The sequence below is a fragment of the Chryseobacterium sp. 22458 genome, assembly GCF_052044975.1.
Lineage (GTDB): Bacteria > Bacteroidota > Bacteroidia > Flavobacteriales > Weeksellaceae > Chryseobacterium.
Genome location: NZ_JBQEOA010000002.1, coordinates 462,757 through 483,385, shown reverse-complemented (window position 1 = coordinate 483,385; position 20,629 = coordinate 462,757). Strand labels below are relative to the sequence as shown.

The 20,629-nt window shown below is 37.3% G+C and carries 19 protein-coding genes; 14 read left to right on the top strand and 5 right to left on the bottom strand.

From position 1 onward, the window contains the following. Positions 1-64: 64 nt before the first annotated feature. Positions 65-1,774 (bottom strand): T9SS type A sorting domain-containing protein, encoded by a 1,710-nt coding sequence (locus ACTJJF_RS09490; RefSeq protein WP_440699494.1) that lies wholly within the window; start codon positions 1,772-1,774, stop codon positions 65-67. 242 nt (positions 1,775-2,016) lie between these two features. Here ACTJJF_RS09490 and rpmB point away from each other — a divergent pair, with 242 nt between their 5' ends. The 6 genes from rpmB (at position 2,017) to ACTJJF_RS09460 (ending at position 4,473) form a co-directional block, all read left to right on the top strand. Beyond that, positions 2,017-2,259, top strand: coding sequence for a 50S ribosomal protein L28 (gene rpmB, locus ACTJJF_RS09485; RefSeq protein WP_002976757.1), 243 nt, complete (start codon positions 2,017-2,019; stop codon positions 2,257-2,259). 6 nt (positions 2,260-2,265) lie between these two features. Then, a complete protein-coding gene (rpmG, locus tag ACTJJF_RS09480) occupies positions 2,266-2,448 on the top strand; it encodes a 50S ribosomal protein L33 (protein ID WP_027373683.1) in 183 nt (60 codons plus the stop codon). A 20-nt stretch (positions 2,449-2,468) separates the two neighbouring features. Then, positions 2,469-2,621: a DUF4295 domain-containing protein gene (locus ACTJJF_RS09475; RefSeq protein WP_065399141.1), complete on the top strand. Its 153-nt coding sequence runs from the start codon at positions 2,469-2,471 to the stop codon at positions 2,619-2,621. Positions 2,622-2,710: 89 nt separating this feature from the next. Next, positions 2,711-3,178: a RidA family protein gene (locus ACTJJF_RS09470; protein ID WP_440699493.1), complete on the top strand. Its 468-nt coding sequence runs from the start codon at positions 2,711-2,713 to the stop codon at positions 3,176-3,178. A gap of 15 nt (positions 3,179-3,193) precedes the next feature. Next, positions 3,194-4,147 carry a signal recognition particle-docking protein FtsY gene (ftsY, locus tag ACTJJF_RS09465; protein ID WP_065399143.1) on the top strand — a complete coding sequence of 318 codons (954 nt, stop codon included), beginning with the start codon at positions 3,194-3,196 and terminating at the stop codon, positions 4,145-4,147. A 71-nt stretch (positions 4,148-4,218) separates the two neighbouring features. Continuing rightward, positions 4,219-4,473, top strand: a complete 255-nt coding sequence (locus ACTJJF_RS09460; protein ID WP_312298341.1) for a GlsB/YeaQ/YmgE family stress response membrane protein — start codon at positions 4,219-4,221, stop codon at positions 4,471-4,473. Between the two features lie 77 nt (positions 4,474-4,550). On the opposite strand, the gene sppA is transcribed toward ACTJJF_RS09460, so the two are convergent. Beyond that, positions 4,551-6,308 (bottom strand): signal peptide peptidase SppA, encoded by a 1,758-nt coding sequence (gene sppA / locus ACTJJF_RS09455; protein WP_440699492.1) that lies wholly within the window; start codon positions 6,306-6,308, stop codon positions 4,551-4,553. A gap of 21 nt (positions 6,309-6,329) precedes the next feature. On the opposite strand from sppA, the gene folK reads away from it, so the two are divergent. The 6 genes from folK to fmt all read left to right on the top strand — a co-directional run bounded on the left by folK (position 6,330) and on the right by fmt (position 14,192). Further along, the gene (gene folK / locus ACTJJF_RS09450; protein WP_312298344.1) at positions 6,330-6,746 is read left to right on the top strand and encodes a 2-amino-4-hydroxy-6-hydroxymethyldihydropteridine diphosphokinase; all 417 of its coding nucleotides are present in this window, start codon (positions 6,330-6,332) and stop codon (positions 6,744-6,746) included. Between the two features lie 17 nt (positions 6,747-6,763). Continuing rightward, entirely contained in the window at positions 6,764-7,879 is a 1,116-nt protein-coding gene (locus ACTJJF_RS09445; protein WP_312298345.1) for an OmpA family protein, read from the top strand. A gap of 43 nt (positions 7,880-7,922) precedes the next feature. Next, the gene (locus ACTJJF_RS09440; RefSeq protein WP_440699491.1) at positions 7,923-9,449 is read left to right on the top strand and encodes an OmpA family protein; all 1,527 of its coding nucleotides are present in this window, start codon (positions 7,923-7,925) and stop codon (positions 9,447-9,449) included. 210 nt (positions 9,450-9,659) lie between these two features. Then, on the top strand, positions 9,660-11,096 hold the full coding sequence (locus ACTJJF_RS09435; RefSeq protein WP_440699490.1) for an OmpA family protein: 1,437 nt from the start codon (positions 9,660-9,662) through the stop codon (positions 11,094-11,096). A 78-nt stretch (positions 11,097-11,174) separates the two neighbouring features. Continuing rightward, positions 11,175-13,082 (top strand): RecQ family ATP-dependent DNA helicase, encoded by a 1,908-nt coding sequence (locus ACTJJF_RS09430; RefSeq protein ID WP_440699489.1) that lies wholly within the window; start codon positions 11,175-11,177, stop codon positions 13,080-13,082. A 162-nt stretch (positions 13,083-13,244) separates the two neighbouring features. After that, complete coding sequence (gene fmt / locus ACTJJF_RS09425) at positions 13,245-14,192, top strand: methionyl-tRNA formyltransferase (protein WP_312298352.1); 948 nt, start codon at positions 13,245-13,247, stop codon at positions 14,190-14,192. A 206-nt stretch (positions 14,193-14,398) separates the two neighbouring features. Here the strand turns inward: fmt and ribB are convergent, their stop codons facing one another. Together ribB and ACTJJF_RS09415 are read right to left on the bottom strand one after the other, a co-directional pair. Further along, positions 14,399-15,520 (bottom strand): 3,4-dihydroxy-2-butanone-4-phosphate synthase, encoded by a 1,122-nt coding sequence (gene ribB / locus ACTJJF_RS09420; RefSeq protein ID WP_229049261.1) that lies wholly within the window; start codon positions 15,518-15,520, stop codon positions 14,399-14,401. A 67-nt stretch (positions 15,521-15,587) separates the two neighbouring features. Continuing rightward, entirely contained in the window at positions 15,588-16,592 is a 1,005-nt protein-coding gene (locus tag ACTJJF_RS09415; RefSeq protein ID WP_312298356.1) for an LLM class flavin-dependent oxidoreductase, read from the bottom strand. A gap of 408 nt (positions 16,593-17,000) precedes the next feature. On the opposite strand from ACTJJF_RS09415, the gene ACTJJF_RS09410 reads away from it, so the two are divergent. Beyond that, complete coding sequence (locus ACTJJF_RS09410; RefSeq protein ID WP_440699488.1) at positions 17,001-17,846, top strand: M12 family metallopeptidase; 846 nt, start codon at positions 17,001-17,003, stop codon at positions 17,844-17,846. Positions 17,847-17,876: 30 nt separating this feature from the next. Here the strand turns inward: ACTJJF_RS09410 and ACTJJF_RS09405 are convergent, their stop codons facing one another. Next, complete coding sequence (locus ACTJJF_RS09405) at positions 17,877-20,003, bottom strand: helix-turn-helix domain-containing protein (protein WP_440699487.1); 2,127 nt, start codon at positions 20,001-20,003, stop codon at positions 17,877-17,879. Between the two features lie 81 nt (positions 20,004-20,084). Here ACTJJF_RS09405 and ACTJJF_RS09400 point away from each other — a divergent pair, with 81 nt between their 5' ends. Beyond that, positions 20,085-20,537 carry a hypothetical protein gene (locus tag ACTJJF_RS09400; protein ID WP_440699486.1) on the top strand — a complete coding sequence of 151 codons (453 nt, stop codon included), beginning with the start codon at positions 20,085-20,087 and terminating at the stop codon, positions 20,535-20,537. Positions 20,538-20,629 lie beyond the last annotated feature (92 nt).

Here is a 20,629-nt window from a genome sequence, read left to right as displayed (position 1 = left end):
TAAAAAGAGAAAAGCCAGCTGGACGTCTGGCTTTTCTCATTGATAGAAGATAGAATTGATTCAATTACTTAATCGTAAGTTTTCTGGTGGTTATTTCATTTTTTATCTTCAGTTTTAATAAATATACTCCTTTCGGCAAATGAGAAACATCAACGGACTGATCTCCTTTTAAGTTCACATTCAATTTCTTCCCGTCCATTGAATACATTTCAGCTTCAGAAACTTTTTCTCCTCTTATATATACTTTATCAGATACCGGATTCGGGTAGATAACAAGTTTTGTTGCAGTCTTGGTGTCTTTTACTCCCAGTGTATTTCTTACTGAAGCATCGGAATATACTTTGGAGGCATCAATAGATTTTACACTCCAGTATACATTTTCCACCGCCGGATCAAGATCCAGAAACCATGAAGGCGTAGTTACTATATATTTGGCAATATCCTGAGCTCCCGGCGTTGTTCCTACTGTTATTTCGTATCTTAAAGCATTCACCGGAGTTTTGTCATCTGTGGCACCACTCCATGAAAAATTGAAACGGTTTCCGTTTCTGGTCAGATTCAGATTTGTAGGAGGAGTTGGTTTTAAATTGGCTTCTGTTGAATTATTTTTAAAAACTTTTGTCAGAGAAGGCAAATCTGTTTTATCCCAGTCAAATCCGCCCAACAGAACGTCAAGATGATGATCATTATTAAAATCAAACAAATGTACAGTACCGGGACCTCCAAGATTGGACATTCCGCTGAGCGTACCTTCCGTAAACTGTTGATTGGAAACATTATAAACATACGTTTTTACCACTGCCGTATAATTTTCATTCCCCGTGACAATAAAGTCATAATAGCCGTCATTATTCAGATCTCCAACACTTAAAGAAACATCTGAAATATCAGGCATAGAGATATGCTGGGCAGTGAGAGTTCCCGTACCGTCATTCATCAGAACGGCAAAATATCCGTCATCATTTCCATCTCTTCCTATGACAATAATATCCTGAAACCCGTCAGCATTAAAATCTGCAAACTCAATTTTACCTACTGATAAAGGTTCAAGATCCTGCGCCGGCACCAATGTTCCTGCCTGGTTCATATACACCTTACCCACAGGATTCTGGTTGACATCTGATCCTATTATCACAAGATCCAGAAGCCTGTCATTATTAAGATCTACCAGTTTAAAACTCCCGCTCTGGGTTCCTTCCAGCCAATGCTCGGTCACATCAAATCCTGCTCCGGTATTCCTATAATAGTCCAGGGTATTTCTGAAGCCCGCTCCATTGATATATTGAGTTCCATTAAGTGCATAGTCCGATTTTCCGTCATGATTGAAATCAAAGACTTCTAATGAACTGTAAACTTTTCCAGGAATTTCGGCTTCTTTTACAAATCCAGTCCCTGTATTTCTGAAACGGTATTGCTTGTAATTCACAATATCCATATAACTGAGTCCTGTAGAAACAATATCCATCAGTCCATCATTATTAAAATCGATAAAACGGATATCGCCCATATGTGTCACATCCCCGCCTAAATCTGCATACGGCAACAGGGTTGAACCATTGTTCTGATACACTTCATTATACGTACTGTCTACATTTCCGTCGCCATCAGAATCTATAGCTCCATTCAGTACAATATCCAGTGTGCCGTTGTTATCAATATCAGCAATATCAGCTGCTGAATAATAAAAATTTTTCATACCGGTCTGTACTTCAGTAAAGTTCTGTGCAGCCAGACCTACAGGAAGCATCGACAATAAAATATAAATTCTCTTCATTCTATTTTTATTTAGATTAATTAAAAACAAAGATAGAATATTAAATTATTTTGGGTAAAAAAAGCCTGTATGAAATATATCAGCACTGATTTTCTGTGAGATCCCGGAAATTCGGGTATTTTAAAAATTCAATATTATTAATCAGCCACTTATTTGCAAATATTTTCCAAAAGATTTGTCTATCTAAAAAATTCTTTGTTATTTTGCACTCTCAAATATTATACAAATAAGAACATCGAGATATGTCAAGAATTTGCCAAATAACAGGAAAGCGTGCAATGGTTGGTAACAACGTTTCTCACGCTAATAACAAAACGAAGCGTCGTTTTGAAATTAACTTATTAGAGAAGAAGTTTTACCTTCCGGAGCAAGATAAGCACGTAACACTGAAAGTATCAGCTCATGGATTGAGAGTGATTAACAAGATTGGAATCGAGGAAGCTATTGAAAGAGCTACAAGAAACGGATTGATTAAAAAGAATTAATAAATCATGGCAAAAAAAGGAAACAGAGTTCAAGTAATCCTTGAATGTACAGAGCACAAAGAAAGTGGTATGCCAGGAATGTCAAGATACATTTCTACAAAAAATAAAAAGAACACTACAGAGAGATTGGAATTGAAAAAATACAATCCTGTTCTTAAGAGATCTACCCTTCACAAAGAAATTAAGTAATTTATAAATAATAACTTACCATGGCAAAGAAAGTAGTAGCAACCCTACAAAGCGGTCAGTCTAAAAAGATGACTAAGGTGGTGAAAATGGTGAAGTCTTCTAAATCAGGAGCTTACGTTTTCGAAGAAAAAGTAATGAATGCTGATGAAGTAGATGGTTTTTTGAAAAAATAATCAATACTTTATTTACAATATAAAAAACTACTCATATTTTGGGTAGTTTTTTTGTTATCTTTGTGCACCAGATTATTAATCAGTAAAGTATGAGAAAGATTCTTGTTCTGGTTTGCACCGCAACTTTTCTATTTTCATTCAGTCAGAAAACAATGAACCCTACAGCATATAAAAGTTCGGCAAAAGTTTTCAGCATCAAAGGACTGTCCCAATCGGTAAGTATTGATTGCGGAAGTTCTACAATGATTTTATTATCCGGTCAGGTTCCTCTGGATTCGGAAGGTAACCTTGTGGGCAACAATGTAGAGGAACAGACTCAGCAGGTTTTCAAAAATATTGAGAATATTCTGAAGGAATATGGAGGAACAGGAAAAGACGTCATAAAGCTGGGAATCTTTATGACAGATACCTCCAAAGCTCCGGACTTCAGAAAAGTCAGGGATAGGTACGTTAATCTTCAGAACCCTCCTGTAAGCAGCCTTGTGGAAGTAAGCAGGCTTTTCAGAGATGATGTCCTTATAGAAGTGGAAGCCACAGCAGTGATTAAAAATAAATAAGAATAAACTAAAACTATGAGTTGGTTTAAAAATATTTTCAAAAAGGAAGAAAAAGAAACCTTAGACAAGGGATTGGAAAAATCCAGCCAGGGATTCTTTGAAAAAATGACGAAAGCCGTAGTCGGCAAAAGTAAAGTAGATGATGAAGTCCTGGATGATCTGGAAGAAGTTCTGATTGCATCTGATGTAGGAGCCTCTACCACAATCAAAATCATAGAAAGAATTGAAGAGCGTGTTGCCAGAGACAAATATGTTGGGGTAAACGAACTGGATACAATTCTTCGTGAAGAGATTTCAGGGTTATTGCTTGAAAATCCACATGCCGGTACAGGAAATATTGACACATCCAAAAAACCTTACGTTATCATGGTTGTAGGGGTAAACGGAGTTGGAAAGACAACCACAATCGGAAAGCTGGCCCATCAGTTTAAATCAGAAGGTAAAAAAGTTGTCCTGGGGGCAGCAGACACTTTCAGAGCTGCAGCCGTTGACCAGCTTACCATCTGGAGTGAAAGAGTGGATGTTCCTATCGTAAAACAGGGAATGGGATCTGATCCTGCTTCTGTTGCATTTGATACCGTGCAAAGTGCTGTAGCTCAAAATGCAGATGTTGTGATTATCGATACGGCCGGAAGACTGCATAATAAAATAAATCTGATGAATGAGCTTTCCAAGATCAAGAGAGTGATGCAGAAGGTAATTCCTGATGCACCTCATGAGATTCTGTTGGTTCTTGACGGTTCTACAGGGCAGAATGCTTTTGAACAGGCCAAACAGTTTACAGCCGCTACAGAAGTAAATGCTTTGGCAGTAACCAAACTTGACGGAACTGCAAAAGGAGGTGTTGTGATCGGTATCTCTGATCAGTTTCAGATTCCGGTAAAATATATAGGCGTTGGCGAGAAAATGCAGGACTTACAACTTTTTAATGGTACGGAATTTGTAGACTCATTCTTCAAGAAAAGATGATTTATATCATATTTTCCCTTGTTTAGCAGACAAATCACTTTTAAATATTAACAATTAAAAAATTTGAAACTATGGGAATTTTAACTTGGATCATATTTGGTCTTATCGCAGGGGCTATTGCAAAATTAATAATGCCGGGTACTCAAGGAGGCGGATGGCTCATGACAATTATCCTGGGAATCGTAGGAGCATTTGTTGGAGGATTTGTAGGAAATCTAATCGGCTGGGGAACAGTTGAAAGTTTCGACTTCAGAAGTATGCTGCTTGCCATAGGAGGTTCACTCATCGTCCTCTGGATTTACGGAATGGCAACAAGGAAAAGCTGATATAGCAACGCTTAAAAAAATAAAATCCCGGATCTGAATTCAGACCCGGGATTTCTGTGTACAATATATAAATTTAGTTAGTTGTTGATTCTGATCTGGTAAGGCATCTCCATTTTTACTTCAGCCTGCAGTTTCTTGTCTGTAATCTGCTGTAAGATCTCATAATTGGATTTCCCTATTTTATTTTTAATGATTCTCGCAGAAACATCCTCTTCATTCAGATCTTTGAACAGCTGCTCAAACGGTGACATTTTCTTAGGATAACCTTCTGTGTGATAAGTTTTCAATCCTGCCTTCTGAGCAGCAAACTTTACAGCATCATTCAAGGTTCCCAGCTCATCTACCAGACCAATTTGCTTGGCACGGACTCCGCTCCATACTCTACCCCCACCTACACTGTCAATCTGCTCAAAAGTCTGTTTTCTGTTTTGAGTTACGAAATGTACAAATCTCTTGTAAGTACCCTCTACACTTCTCGTCATCATATTTACCCCATACGGTGTCACCCCGTTCAATCCTGAGTAATACATAGAGTTGGCATTGGTAGCCACCACATCTGCACGAATTCCGTTTTTGCCGGCAATATCCTTATAATAAGGTAATACCCCGAAAACACCTATAGAACCGGTAAGCGTATTAGGCTCTGAATAAATTTTATCAGCTGCCATAGCTACATAATATCCTCCTGACGCTGCATAATCACCGAAAGAAACTACTAAAGGCTTTTTCTTTTTAAGTTGCTGCAATTCAAATAAGATCTCATCTGACGCATTAGCACTTCCACCAGGAGAATTGATTCTGAAAACCACAGCCTTCACTTTATCATCTTCCTGAAGTTTCTTGATGTATTTCACATACTTCTCTGCATGAATATCATTGTATCCGTCTCCATTATTAATAGATCCGGAAGCATAAAGTACCGCTACTTTTTCACCTGATTTATTGTCATCAGCATAAGAACTGATATAATTAGTCAATGAAATTTTATTCAGTTTCTCTTTATCCTTCAAGCTTAATTTAGTCTTAAGAAGATTATCATATTCAGATTTCTGGATCAGTTTATCTGCAAGTTTATATTTTAATCCCTGCTCAGGAATCATTCCGTATAAACTGTCAACAATTGTTCTGAACTGAGCAGTGTCAATCTTTCTTGAAGCTGCCATTTTATAAGATGTGTTTTTCCAAAGGTCATTCAAAAGAGTGCTCAACTGCTCCTTATTCTCAGGAGAAATATCATTTCTTAAAAAAGGTTCTACTGCCGATTTAAATTTACCGTGACGGATCACTTCAATCCCGATTCCGTATTTATCAGCAAAATCCTTAAAGAATGTAACCTCAGTAGCAAGCCCCTTCAGCTCTATACCTCCTGCAGGGTGCAGATAATACTGATCAGCTACTGATCCGAGATAGTACGCAGACTGAGATACACCATTTCCGTAAGCATAAACAAATTTTCCGCTTTTCTTGAAATCTTCAATAGCATTTCTAAGGTCATCAATCTGGGTAAGACCTGCATTCAGATCATCAGCTTCGATGCTTATTCCCTTAATATTATCATCGGTTTTTGCTTTGTTAATTGCTTCCAAAACATCATACAGAAGAACATTTTTGTTCTGACTGCCTATATTAAACAGTCCCATTTCCTCCTCGGTAGGGCTGTCTATGATATTTGTCTTTAAATTAATCGTAAGAACCGAATTCTTTTTTACCACCACAGATTTTTCATTCCCCATAGAACTAAACACAAGCATCATAATGAAAAAGATGAAAAAAACAGCGCAAAGTAGGAGTATTGCTACTATATTTGCTAAAACATTTTTAAAAAAACTTCTCATAAAATCAATCAATTTTCCAATATGTCGCAGCAAAAGGTAGTTTTGTTACTAGGAAGTAACCTCGGAGAACAAAAAAAAAATATAGACCTTGCATTGCAGAAAATACGTGATGCAGGAAACGAAATATCACAAACCAGCGAATATTTAATATCAGATCCTGTAGAATTTGTCAGTTCCAATATTTTTTGTAATATTGCAACAATAATATTCACGCATCTTTCACCAATTCAACTGCTTGATTGTATTAAGAATATTGAAGTTGAAATGGGAAGAATTAATGATTCAAAGATATCCGGAGGTTATACTGACAGGATTATAGATATTGATATCATTAAATATAATGAATTAAATTTTAAATCAGAAAGATTAGAAATCCCTCATAAAAAACATCTTTTTGAAAGGGATTTTTCGAGAGTATTATTAAAAGATTTTATTTAAAACATAAAACATATTGTATGAAATTAGGTTTATTATTATTGGCTACAACATTGCCGATTGCCGCTTTCGCACAGAACAGCAGCACTACAGTAAACTCTTCTACCGAGTATCCTAATACATTCTCATCGGGATCAGCTAACGTACAAACTTTCGACAACAAATCCAGACGCTTCAGAGACTGGTCTATTTCTGTTGGAGGAGGACCTGCGTTTATGGTACATTCTGATCTGAAGTCTATCCGTAAGGATAAGACGAACTGGGGATATAATGCTTACGTAAGTGTAGATAAGCAAATCACACATGCATTCGCTCTAAGCCTAATGTATATGCGAGGAGAAACGAAACAGACGGCACAACTTCCTGGCGCTGCAGGTCAGACATCAGGAATTGCTACTGCAACTACACAATTCGATAACATATCTTTATTGGGAGATATCAACTTCTCGAACCTGTTCAGAAGAATTGATAACCACTCTCCATACAGATGGGCATTCCACGGATATATGGGTATCGGTCTGCAGGGGTTCAGAACTTCATTACATGATAATGATCAATTCAGATGGAGTAACGTTCCAAGAAGAATTCCTTTATTCATTAAGCAGGACATTGATATCAACTCTATCTTCTATCAGGGAGGTGTAGGGATAAAATATAATGTTTCCAAACTTATTGATGTTGAAGCAAGAACCATGTACATCATCAGTGGTGATGATGAATTTGATGGTGGCGGATTGGCAGATCCTAGCGATTATGACACTTCTACTCCAGGTTCAAAATACAATATGCTGAACGCAAGAAGATCAGATAATGCATGGACAGTAAGTTTAGGGTTATCTTTCAAACTAGGAAAACACCCTTCTCACCTGGCATGGCATGATCCGCTTCAGGAAGCATATTACAGAACAAATGTCTTAGAAAATGCTTCAACTGATTTTGTAGTTTGCGAAAAAGGTGATGCAGATAATGACGGAGTATGTGATGATTGGGACAGACAGCTTGATACTCCTGCAGGTGCAAGAGTAGATGGCGCCGGAGTTGCTTTGGATATGGACCTTGACGGTGTTATTGACCTTTATGATAAATGTGTAACAGTACCTGGACCTGTTGAGAACAACGGATGTCCGGTAAAATAATACCACCGATTTTCTTTAAGAAAAAATCAAATAATAATACACGATGAAATTAAGTTTAGCAATTGTTGCTTTAACTATGGCTATCCCTGCCGTAAGTTATGCACAAGACTCAACGGCAGTTTCCACAGGAGCGTATCCCAATACGTTCTCATCAGGATCAGCCAATGTTTCCCCATTCACCAATCAATCCAAGAGATTTAATGACTGGTCTGTTTCTGTAGGAGCAGGAGTTCCACTTATGCAATCAGCAGATTTAACGTCTATCAAAAATGGTAATGGTAAAAATCTTTTTGGATATTCTGCATATATAAGTATTGATAAAGCAATTACCCATGCTTTCGGAATCAATTTACAATATGACAGAGGTGAAACCAGACAAGGATGGTTCAATACCAAAGATGCAGCACCTGATGGTTCTGCAGTAGGGGCAAGAACTCAGTATGATGCGATCTCCCTTTTAGGAGACGTTAATTTTTCTAATCTATTAAGAAGAGTTGATAATCATTCTCCATACAGATGGGCACTTCACGGTTATGCAGGTGTTGGAACATTAGCTTACAGAGCTTATCAGAAAACAAGCAGCGGTCAGATGCTGATGACTGAAGTAAAACCTTTTAAATTAGGTTCAATGTTCATGCAGGCTGGTGCAGGTTTGAAATTTAAAGTCAACAGAAGAATCGATATTGAAGGTAGATTAATGTATGTAGTAACCGGAGATGATGAATTTGACGGAGGCGGTGATGCGTACAGTGCTGTTAACAAACGTTCTGAGCAGGTTTCTGACAACTTCTTCAACGCAACTTTGGGTCTTTCTTTCAAACTAGGAAAACATGAATCTCACTTAATGTGGCATGACCCGTTACAGGAAATCTACTACAAACTGGATGTACTGGCTAATAAAAACCAGGATATCGAAGTATGTAAGAAAGGAGATGCGGATAACGATGGGGTATGTGACGATTGGGACAGACAGCTTGATACTCCTGCAGGAGCAAGAGTGGATGGTGCCGGAGTTGCTCTTGACACAGACCTTGATGGAGTAATTGACCTTTACGACAAGTGTGTAACAGTTCCCGGACCTGTTGAAAACAACGGATGTCCGGTAGAGAAAAAAGATAATAATCAGACTGCAGTAGAAGTAGAAAAAACCCTTAAGGATATTTACTTCAACTTCAACAAAGCTACAATCAGACCTGAATCTAACAGTAAACTGGATCTTGCAGCTTCCATCATCAAAGAAAATGGAGGAAACTATCTGCTTACAGGACATACTGACATCAAAGGAAATACAGCTTATAATCTGAGATTGTCTAAAGAAAGGGCTGCTGCTGTAGTAGGTGCTTTAGAAACCAGAGGGATCAATGAAAATGTTCTGAAATCAAGAGGTGTAGGTTCTGCAGAGGCTACTATTCCTGCTTCAGCTTCTGATGCAGAAAGAATGGCAGACAGAAAAGTTACTGTAAAATTTATCGAAAGTTCACAATGGGATGCTATCCAAAAGAAAGATTATGAAGATGCTCCTGTGAAAAAAACGGTAAAAAAAGCACCGGCTAAGAAAAAGAAAAAATAATCAATTATAATCCTTAAACCGGAAAGAATTTGTCTTTTCGGTTTATTTTTTTTCTACTACGAAATTTTTTACCTACCTTTATATCATTTTCAGGGCAATACGCATTGAATAAATTGAATATCAGGAATGTTGTTTTGAAAAAAAATATATAAAAATCACTTTTTAACGTAAAAAATCATTTAAAATAACTTAACTAAAAAAAATAACACTATGAAATTAAGTTTAGCAATTGTTGCTTTAGCTTTGGCTATTCCTACTGCCAGCTACGCACAAGACTCAACGGCAGTTTCAAATGGAGCGTATCCCAATACATTTTCTTCTGGGTCTGCCAATGTTTCCCCATTCACCAATCAATCTAAAAGATTTAACGATTGGTCTATTTCTGCCGGGGTTGGTGTTCCACTTATGCAGTCAGCAGATTTAACGTCTATCAAAAATGGTAACGGTAAAAATCTTTTTGGATATTCTGCATATATAAGTATTGATAAAGCAATTACCCATGCTTTCGGAATCAATTTACAATATGACAGAGGTGAAACCAGACAAGGATGGTTCAATACCAAAGATGCAGCACCTGATGGTTCTGCAGTAGGGGCAAGAACTCAGTATGATGCGATCTCCCTTTTAGGAGACGTTAATTTTTCTAATCTATTAAGAAGAGTTGATAATCATTCTCCTTACAGATGGGCACTTCACGGTTATGCAGGTGTTGGAACATTAGCTTACAGAGCTTATCAGAAGACAAGCAGCGGTCAGATGTTGATGACAGAAGTAAAACCTTTTAAATTGGGTTCAATGTTCATGCAGGCTGGTGCCGGTTTGAAATTTAAAGTCAACAGAAGAATTGATATTGAAGGTAGATTAATGTATGTCGTAACCGGAGATGATGAATTTGACGGAGGCGGTGATGCATACAGTGCTGTTAACAAACGTTCTGAGCAGGTTTCTGACAACTTCTTCAACGCAACTTTAGGTCTTTCCTTAAAATTAGGAAAACATGAATCTCACTTAATGTGGCACGACCCGTTACAGGAAATCTACTACAAACTGGATGTACTGGCTAATAAAAACCAGGATATCGAAGTATGTAAGAAAGGAGATGCTGATAACGATGGAGTGTGTGACGATTGGGACAGACAGCTTGATACCCCTGCAGGAGCAAGAGTGGATGGTGCCGGAGTTGCTCTTGACACAGACCTTGATGGCGTAATTGACCTTTACGACAAGTGTGTAACAGTTCCTGGACCTGTTGAAAACAACGGATGTCCGGTAGCTACAACAGGACCTGTAGTAGAAACAGAAACTAAGCTGGAAGGAATTGAGTTTGACTTAAATTCTGACAGAATTTTACCTTCAAATACTCCAATCCTGAACAATGCTGTAAACTACATCAATTCTTCAAATGGTTCTTACAGCGTAATCGGTGCTACTGATACAAGAGGTACGGATGCATACAACCAGAAATTATCTGAAAGAAGAGCAAACAACGTTAAGAACTATCTGATCAAAAACGGTGTTCAGTCTGGTAAAATAAACGCTATCGGTAAAGGTGAAAAAGACCTTAAATACCCTGAGTGTGAACCGGCAACAAAATGCCCTGAATGGAAAAACAGAGCAAACAGAAGAGTATACTTCGAAGCTAAATAATAAACTTATTAATTTATTATATGAAAGTCACGCACTGCGTGACTTTTTTTGTTGTCATACTTTCCTTATTTTTACAACATGATTTCTTCACAGGATTTTCAAAAACTAAAATATGATACTCTTAAGTATTTCTGGGGCTACAATGACTTCAGGGATTCTCAGGAAGAAATCATCGATTCCGTAATCAACGAGAAAGACACATTGGTCCTGTTACCCACAGGGGCAGGAAAATCATTATGCTATCAGTTACCGGCTTTGTTGAAAGAAGGAACCTGTCTGGTAGTTTCTCCCCTGCTGGCTCTTATGAAAGACCAGGTAAACCAGCTTAAGTTCAGAGGTATAGAAGCAGAGTATCTGTCTTCCGAACTAGATGAGTATGACGCCGAAGATATTTATAACCGATGCAAGGAGGGACTTACGAAGTTACTTTATATTTCTCCTGAAAGATTGACAAATACTCAGTTTCTTCAGAACATAGAAGATATTCAGCTCTCGTTTATAGCAGTAGATGAAGCCCACTGTATCTCAGAATGGGGCCAGGATTTCCGCCCGAGTTATCAGAATATCAAAGGATTCAGAAGTAATAATCCTGAAATTCCTTGTTTGGCTCTGACGGCAACAGCAACTCCAAAAGTATTGGATGAAATTAAAAACAAACTGGCGCTGAGAAATCCGTCTGTTTTTCAGAAAAGTTTTAAAAGAAACAATATCAGGATTTTCACAGAAGAAGTTTCTGATAAATTCCAACGTGTTTTTGATATTTTAAAATATAATAACGACTCCGGAATTGTATATGTGAGAACCCGGAAAGAAGCGGAACATCTGTCAGAGTTTCTGAAAAAAAATCAGCTGAAAAATGTGGATTATTTCCATGCAGGTCTGACCACGAAAGAAAAAAATGCCAAACAAAATCTCTGGAATAACAGCGATAATCACGTTCTGATCTCAACGAATGCCTTTGGAATGGGAATTGACAAAGACAATGTACGTTTCGTTATTCACTATTCTCCTGCTGCCTCTTTGGAAAATTACTATCAGGAGATCGGGAGATCCGGAAGAGACGGAAAAGAAAGTTTTGCATTCATGCTATGGAATAAACAGGAGCTATTGAATTTTGATCAGATCTTAAAAAATCAGATTCCCAACAAGGCAGAGTTTCTGAAGATCGTCAGTTATCTCTACTCTATTTTCCAGGTTGCAGAATTTGAGCTTCCTGAGAAAACTTTCCAATTGAATATAACCGGTATTCAGAATTTTACAAAATTGTCGAAAGCAAAAATCAATAATGTACTGAACTTCCTCCATAATCAGGAAATCATCTATTATAATGACAACAAGAGCTTGTCTTCGCTGGAACTTTTCATTAAGTCTGATGAAATAGATCAGCTGCCACAAAAAGATGCTTATTTTATAGAGCTTTTATTTCGTACCATATCCGGGCTTACTACTCATAAAGTGATGTTCAGCGAACAGCAGGTAAGCAATAAGATTAATGTCAGCGCTCCTCTCATCAAAGAACGTTTGAAAGAACTTCAGCAAAAAAATTATCTTGAATATGTAGATGGTGCACTGTCAAGCATAAAGTTTCTGAAACCCCGTGATGAAAGAGCTGTCAATAGTATTTACTGGAAGCTATTTGAGCATATTCAAAGAAATAAAATCCAGAAATGGGAAGAAATGAAGTTTTATACAGAAAATAACAGTTACTGTAAAATGAAGCTTATTCTCGCCTATTTTGGAGAAAAAAACTCAAAAAACTGCGGCCACTGCTCTGTTTGTGAAAAAAATAAGCAATCTATCTTCGGAAAGAATATTTCCCAGCAGATCATCAATCTGTTGGCAAAGAAACCTTCCACCATCGAAGAACTTTCTATACAGCTGAGTTATCATTCTAAAGAAAATATTTTAGAAAACCTGATCTTCCTTTTAGACTCAGGGAAAGTAAGGATGCTGAACTTCAGAACTTATATGCTTAATAATGAGTAATGAGTAATGAGTAATGAGTAATAAGAAACGTATCTAAAAGCAGATAGTGAGACCTGATGTTTTCACTCAGCAGATTCCTTCACGAACACTCTTGTCCTCAAACCCTCCCACTCTCTGACTGGGGTACCTTTCTACGTCAAATCAAAAACTTATCTTTGCATCATGAAATCATTGAAAGTTGTTTTTTTAGGGACTCCTGAGTTTGCCAAAACTTCATTGGAAGCCATTCACCAATCTCACCATCATGTAGTAGGAGTAGTAACTGTTGCTGATAAAGCAAGCGGACGGGGACAAAAAATTCATCAGTCACCGGTAAAAGTATATGCATCCGAAAATAATATTCCTGTTTTTCAGCCTGAAAAATTAAGAAATCCCGAGTTTCTGGAAGAACTCAGAAAGCTGGATGCTGATGTTTTCGTTGTAGTAGCATTCAGAATGATGCCTAAGATTCTTTTTGAAATGCCTAAAATGGGAACATTCAATCTTCACGCCTCTTTACTTCCTGATTACCGTGGAGCTGCTCCTATCAATTACGCTGTCATCAACGGCGAGGAAAAAACCGGAGCCACCACATTCTTTATCAATGAAAAAATTGACGAAGGAAATATCCTCCTTCAGGAAGAACTGGCGATATTACCGGATGAAAACGCAGGGAGCCTTCATGACAGGCTGATGGAGATGGGTTCTCAATTGGTTGTTAAGACATTGGATGGTCTTGCAGAAAACGCCATAGAAGAAAAACCTCAACCACAGGTTGCTGAACCTAAAAATGCGTATAAAATATTTAAAGAAGATACCAGGATCAATTGGCATGCTCCTTCAAAAACCATTCATCAGTTTATCCTTGGAATGTCTCCTTACCCTGCAGCATTTACTACTTTAAAAATAGAAAACGAAGAAAAAGGATTAAAAATATTCGGAGGTAAATTTGAACTCTCCAATCACGGAAGAGAAGCGGGAACTTTGGATATTTCAAAGAATGAATTTAAAATTTATACTCTAGACGGAATTTACTATCCTCTGGAACTTCAGTTAGAAGGTAAAAAAAGAATGATGGTAAAAGATTTCCTGAATGGTTTCCGAAACTTTGATGGAATTTCATTAGTTTAAAAAATGATATTCAAATAGTTTAAACCATTAAGAAAGGCTTAAGAAATAAAGTATAGTTAAGATGAATCATTCTGATTTTTAAGCTTAAAGCGAAACTTATCTTAATACACCCTTAATATTTCAGAATATAAAAAATAAAAAAAGGTTTAGAAAAATTCTAAACCTTTTTTTATTCTGTAAACAGTCAAAATAATTTTGACTATTGATTATAGTTGTACCAACTCAGTAACCTCTACATCATACCCTCCAACCTGAGGTTTGATATTAGGATTTTGAGTGATTACTTTAAATTTATTGATTCCCAGATTCTTTAAAATCTGTGTCCCGATACCATAATCTCTGTAGTTATAAGCTAATGTAGGATGCTGCTCCTGCCCATCCTGATAGTTCAGGAACTGCTGAAGTTTTCTTAATGTATTTTCAGAGTTCGAAACATTGTTGATAAAGATGATCGCTCCTTTTCCTGCTTCATTTACCATATTGGTAACTTTTTCCAATAAGGGTTTTTCACCGTTATTCAGTCTTGTCAATACATCGAAATAAGAATCAGAAGACTGTACTCTTACCAAAACAGGTTCATCTACCGTCCATGCTCCTTTTGTCAAAGCAAAATGAATCTGATCATTGGAAGTCTCTCTGAAAGCATAAAAATCAAACTCGCCATAGTGCGTTTTCACTTTTTTCTCTTCAAGTCTTTCAACCAGGTTTCCTTTTTTAAGCTGATAGTGGATCAGATCTTCAATAGAAACGATTTTCATATCGTGTTTCTGTGCGAAAACCTGAAGGTCAGGCAAACGGGACATGGTACCGTCTTCATTCATGATCTCACAGATCACTCCTCCTTCTTTTAAACCTGCCAAATGGGTAAGATCTATGGCAGCTTCTGTATGGCCTGCTCTTTTCAAAACGCCTCCTTTTCTTGCACGAAGCGGGAAAATGTGACCAGGTCTCATGAAATCTGTAGGCTTGGATTTTTCATCCATCAAAGCTAAAATAGTTTTGGCTCTGTCTCCTGCAGAAATACCTGTAGAAGTTCCGTTCCCCAAAAGGTCAACAGATACGGTGAAAGCAGTTTCTTTAGGATCACTGCTTCTGCTTACCATTACTTCAAGCCCAAGCTCATCACATCTTTTTTCAGGAAGCGGCATACAGATCAGCCCTCTTCCGTGAAGCGCCATAAAATTGATAATTTCCGGCGTTGTCAGTTCCGCCGCACAAAGAAAATCTCCTTCGTTCTCTCTGTCTTCATCATCTACTACTATGATTATTTTCCCATTTCTAAGGTCTTCGATGGCCTCCGGAATAGTATTTAATTTAATATCAGACATCTTTACTTTTTATTTGTGCAAAGATACTCATAAAAATAAGCATCTGCCAATTAATATGAATGGTTTATTACGCTTCGGATAAAGAGTTCACAGCTTCCCTGAAAATCTCGTAAGATCTCAGTCTTTTCTGGTGATCATAAACATGTGAATTGATCATCAGCTCATCCACATTAAACCTTTCCTGAAAATCTTTAAGTTTCTGCTCAATTTCAGCCTGATCTCCTATAAAAGTATATCTCAGCTTCTGTAAAACCATTGATTTTTCCATAGGTGACCAAATCTCATCCATATCATCTACCGGAGGGGCAAAAGGTTTTCTGTCATTTCTCACGATATTGATGAACGCCTGGAATAAGGTGGTGGAAATTTTGTGGGCTTCTTCAGATGTATCTGCTGCCACACCGTTTACACAGGCAATGATATAAGGCTGATCTGCATATTCTGAAGGCTGGAAGTGTTCTCTGTAAATTTTGAAAGCCATTTCCATCTGCTCAGGAGCGAAATGTCCTGCAAAAGCATAAGGCAATCCTAATTCAGCAGCCAGCCAGGCGCTATCTGTACTGGATCCTAAAATATACAAGGGAATATCCAAACCTTCTCCCGGAATAGCCCGAACCATTGCATCTGCATTCTCTTTTGAAAAATATCTTTGAAGTTCCAGAATCTGTCTTGGGAACTGTTCATTGATGATAGCGGGATTTCTTCCTAAAGCCTGGGCCGTCAATCCGTCTGTGCCGGGTGCTCTTCCCAGTCCAAGGTCAATTCTTCCCGGGAACAGAGATTCCAGTGTTCCGAATTGCTCTGCGATGATCAATGAGCTGTGATTCGGAAGCATAATTCCTCCGGAACCTACTCTGATTGTCTTAGTTCCGTTGGCAATGAAACCAATTAAAACTGAAGTGGCAGAACTGGCAATGCTTTCCATATTGTGATGTTCTGCCAGCCAGAATCTTTTATAGTTTAAATTTTCAGTGTGATTAGCTAATGATAAGCTGTCCTGAAAAGTATCATGAATGCTTTTATCCTGCTTCACCGGGGCAAGATCTAAAACAGAAATTTCAAAATTCTTCATATGAGATATTCATTTTTCTAAAGATGACTAGAAGCCGCCTTTATCGATTTTATAATTTTAAATTGTTTTTTTTAAAACCAAACAAATTTATAACATAATAACTGCATTAGTTACTTTTTGTAATTAATAAAAACAATGGGTTAATTCAGGGAAAAACTATTGGAAAAATATTCAAAACCTCATAAGAAAATATATAGCTGTTAAATTATTCTTATTGATTTCCTAACAACAAAAAAAGATTTTGGTAATCATTTTTCAAGACCTTTTTTCTGTGAACAATGCATTAAACTACCTTAACCTCAAAAGTATTCACAAATTATCACCAATATAAATACTTAATTGCAATTAATTCATTTAAAAGAGAATTATTTATTAAATTCGTATGACCAACTATTTTAAAATATTAATATGAAAACAAAATCTAGAGTATTTTTTTACTCCAAATCATTGGCCGCAAAAGTAACGGGGCTGAGCTTTATGACAGCTGCTTTCTTATTTTCCTGTGATAAAAGCAATGATGATCTGACGACCAGCCCGGATCAGTCTTCACAGAAGGAAGAGGTCAGAAAGGGGCAATTAAACGGACAGTCTATCACCTATATCAAAAAAGACGGACTGAATTTTTTCCAGGGTGATATTGTTCTTTCGGATAAGCAATTGGAAGAAGGTGCTGCAGCAAGTAAAGGAGGTGCCAGCTATTCAAGATGGCCGGGAGGTAAAATTTATTATACTGTTGCCGGCAATATGGGTTCTATCAACGCCAATAAAATCACCAGCGCTGTTAATGAATACAATTCCAAAACCAATACGCAATGGATTCCCCGTACCACACAGAGCAATTATGTAGAGTTTATTTTCGGAAGTTCGTCCGGATCAGACGGATGGGCTCATATCGGATATCAGGGAGGTAAGCAGACCATTTCCCTGGATCAGTATATTTCTGTGGGATCAGTCATTCATGAAATGGGACATACCGTAGGGCTTTATCACGAACATTGCCGTAAGGATAGGGATCAGTATCTGAGTATTCAATGGGGTAATATACAAAATGGACAGGCCTATAACTTTAATATATACAGCTCAGGAACGGATATAGGTCCTTTCAACATCAATTCAGTAATGATGTACTGGCCAAATTCTTATTCTAAAAACGGACTGCCGACAATTAAAAGAGCGAATAACACAACCTTTACTTATAACAGAACAGGCTTCACAACCGGAGATATCAACACCATCAATGCGATGTATCCTTAAAGAAACTTTATATAAAAAGAAAAGAATTCGTTATGAATTCTTTTCTTTTTTATAATTATAATGGTTGATCAGAATTCTGATCTCATTAAATTCAAAATGACTTGGCAGTGCATTCTTCCACTCCGTTAAAGTTTCATGTGGATTCTTATAGAATTCGGTTTCAAAAGCTTTGATCTTATCTGAAGTAATGACTCTTGAAATATCCAGCAATCCCTGCTCTGCAAATTTGGCAAGATGCCCGATGACGGTTTCTTTTACCAAACCTCTTTCCAAAGCAATCTCTCCAATGGTTTTCCCTTGTTCAAACAGCTGGAACGTCAAAACCTGAGAAGGAACTTTGGCAATCTTCAGACTGACTTCTTTATCATTTTTTTCATCTAAAAGTTTCGTTTCAAGAAGATGAACGTCTTTTAAATTATTTAAATATTCTTCGATATCTTCCAGCCAGTTTTTAAAATCTTCGTTGTATTGCTTTAACCCTTTGGCCCCTTTGATTTCAGCATAAAATTCTTTCAAAGGATCGAAAATGTTATTTCTGGTTTCTGTAAAAAAGAAATTAACAGCTCCTTTTGATTTGCTTTCAATTTCCGACCATTCTTCTTTCTGCTGAATAAAGTTATTGACCTTCTGAAAAATGATCCGCTCCAGTTTTTCAAAGATCTTGCCAAGATTAACCGCTTCATGCTTTAGTTGAAGATAAAGCTGCTTGGTTTTGACATGATCAAGGTTTTTGGTAACGATCGAAAGATTATTCCAGTCCTCGACTTCTTTTAAAAACCAAAGGCAATCTACCGTACGAAGTACTTTTCGTATGCTGTAATCATATTTTTCCTGGTTCAGGATAGCTTCAACACGATCATTGGCCACTGTATCCGTATGGAAATGGAGAATTCTGTCATCTTTAAAAATAACTTCAGGAGTAATTTTTGATTTTAAAACAATTCCTTCCAATGTTCTGCAACGGGATAAAGCAACATATACCTGGCCTGCAGTAAAACTTTTACCTGCATCAATAATCACTTTATCAAATGTAAGACCCTGACTTTTATGGATCGTAACCGCCCACGCCAGTTTTATCGGGAACTGTTCAAAGCTTCCCAGCACTTCTTCCTGAATATTTTTATCTGTATCAAGGAAATATTTTTTCTGTTCCCAGGTTTCTCTCTTGACAACAATTTCTTTTTCGCTTCCATCAAGTGCTACACGGATTTCATTTTCATCCAGGCCTATGATTTCGCCCAGTTTCCCGTTAAAATATTTCTTTTCTCCGGAAATATCATTTCTGATAAACATGATCTGAGCACCAATTTTCAGTTCCAGAAACTGCTCGTTAGGGAACTGATTTTCTTTAAAGTCTCCTACAAGTTTGGCTTCATAGGTTTGGGCATCCACTTTGATTTCTGCTAATTTTTCCTGGTTGATCTCATCTGCCATCTTATTGTGCGAGCACAGATAAACATAGGATTCTTTCCCCATATCAAAATCAGGATCATACCTTTTATTAAGATGGTCAAAATCGATATTGGCTACATCACCATCACGAATGGCATTCAGAATCTCAAGGAATTCTTCATCAGACTGGCGATACACTTTTGTAAGCTCAATGGTAACCACCGGAATATCTTTGATGGAGTGGCTATCGAAAAAGAAAGGTGAATTGTAATACATTTTCAGGATATGCTCATCCCTCACTACCGGTGGCAACTGGTATAGGTCACCGATGAACAGCATCTGAACACCACCAAATCTTTGATTATTTCTTCTGATAAACCGTAAAGAAAAATCCATCATATCCAGCACATCAGCTCTCAACATAGAAACCTCATCAATAATAATGATCTCAACTTCTCTTAAAAGCTTGAGTTTATCTTTTCTATATTTAAAATGAGGCATCAGATCGGCAATATTATTGGCCAAACTGGTATCTATCCTTTCTGTAGTAGGAAGAAAGGTTCTCAACGGAAGACCAAACATGGAGTGAATGGTTACCCCTCCTGCATTGATCGCTGCAATCCCTGTAGGAGCTACCACAATATGCTTCTTTTTGGTCCGCTTTACAAAATCGTTAAGAAATGTCGTTTTCCCTGTTCCGGCTTTTCCCGTCAGAAAAACGCTTCTGCTGGTGTACTCTAATAAGTCAAAAAAATGATTGTTCATCGTTGTCAAAAATACGGAAATCAATTGAATTTCTTACCTTGGCATAAGTTTTGAAAATTCTTAAAAAGAAAAAAGTCTGTCGTGAAAAAAATTTTATCATACACTTCTGCTTTAGTATTATGTACTACAATTACGCTGGTTTCCTGTAATACCTCGAAAAATCTCAATATGAATCTTCCCGTTGATATTGCCGACAGGCCCATTGATGAAGACAGTCAGAAATATGATCAGGCTCAGCTGGATAAGCTAAAAGCATCTATTGAATCTGAAGTGAGCGGACTGGAATGTAAGGATGCAAGCGAATGGACATTCGCCCCCATGGGAACAAAAGCCTGCGGCGGACCTCAGCAATATATTGCCTATCCTAAGAAAATAGAAGAGACTTTCTTACCCAGAGTGAATGAATATACGGATAAAGTAAGGGTTTTTAATGAAAAATATAATATTGTCTCAGATTGTATGGCTATCTTGCCTCCCACTTCTCTGAAATGTATTAAAGGAAAAATCAGGCTTATCACAGCCGACAATAATTAAAAAACAAGCAAAGGTTTTATATCAAATCGAAAAAAAGCTCTGTCTTAGGACGGAGCTTTTTATATGTATTTTGATAAGTATCAATTGTAAAA

Excerpts from the sequence above, each read along its gene's own strand:
- ACTJJF_RS09415 (WP_312298356.1), bottom strand. The coding sequence starts at position 16,592 with ATGAAGAATTTTGAAATTTCTGTTTTAGATCTTGCCCCGGTGAAGCAG.
- ACTJJF_RS09475 (WP_065399141.1), top strand. The coding sequence starts at position 2,469 with ATGGCAAAGAAAGTAGTAGCAACCCTACAAAGCGGTCAGTCTAAAAAG.
- ribB (WP_229049261.1), bottom strand. The coding sequence starts at position 15,520 with ATGTCTGATATTAAATTAAATACTATTCCGGAGGCCATCGAAGACCTT.
- folK (WP_312298344.1), top strand. The coding sequence starts at position 6,330 with ATGTCGCAGCAAAAGGTAGTTTTGTTACTAGGAAGTAACCTCGGAGAA.
- ACTJJF_RS09410 (WP_440699488.1), top strand. The coding sequence starts at position 17,001 with ATGAAAACAAAATCTAGAGTATTTTTTTACTCCAAATCATTGGCCGCA.
- rpmG (WP_027373683.1), top strand. The coding sequence starts at position 2,266 with ATGGCAAAAAAAGGAAACAGAGTTCAAGTAATCCTTGAATGTACAGAG.
- ACTJJF_RS09460 (WP_312298341.1), top strand. The coding sequence starts at position 4,219 with ATGGGAATTTTAACTTGGATCATATTTGGTCTTATCGCAGGGGCTATT.
- sppA (WP_440699492.1), bottom strand. The coding sequence starts at position 6,308 with ATGAGAAGTTTTTTTAAAAATGTTTTAGCAAATATAGTAGCAATACTC.
- rpmB (WP_002976757.1), top strand. The coding sequence starts at position 2,017 with ATGTCAAGAATTTGCCAAATAACAGGAAAGCGTGCAATGGTTGGTAAC.
- ACTJJF_RS09445 (WP_312298345.1), top strand. The coding sequence starts at position 6,764 with ATGAAATTAGGTTTATTATTATTGGCTACAACATTGCCGATTGCCGCT.
- ACTJJF_RS09430 (WP_440699489.1), top strand. The coding sequence starts at position 11,175 with ATGATTTCTTCACAGGATTTTCAAAAACTAAAATATGATACTCTTAAG.
- ACTJJF_RS09440 (WP_440699491.1), top strand. The coding sequence starts at position 7,923 with ATGAAATTAAGTTTAGCAATTGTTGCTTTAACTATGGCTATCCCTGCC.
- fmt (WP_312298352.1), top strand. The coding sequence starts at position 13,245 with ATGAAATCATTGAAAGTTGTTTTTTTAGGGACTCCTGAGTTTGCCAAA.
- ACTJJF_RS09405 (WP_440699487.1), bottom strand. The coding sequence starts at position 20,003 with ATGAACAATCATTTTTTTGACTTATTAGAGTACACCAGCAGAAGCGTT.
- ACTJJF_RS09470 (WP_440699493.1), top strand. The coding sequence starts at position 2,711 with ATGAGAAAGATTCTTGTTCTGGTTTGCACCGCAACTTTTCTATTTTCA.
- ACTJJF_RS09435 (WP_440699490.1), top strand. The coding sequence starts at position 9,660 with ATGAAATTAAGTTTAGCAATTGTTGCTTTAGCTTTGGCTATTCCTACT.
- ftsY (WP_065399143.1), top strand. The coding sequence starts at position 3,194 with ATGAGTTGGTTTAAAAATATTTTCAAAAAGGAAGAAAAAGAAACCTTA.
- ACTJJF_RS09490 (WP_440699494.1), bottom strand. The coding sequence starts at position 1,774 with ATGAAGAGAATTTATATTTTATTGTCGATGCTTCCTGTAGGTCTGGCT.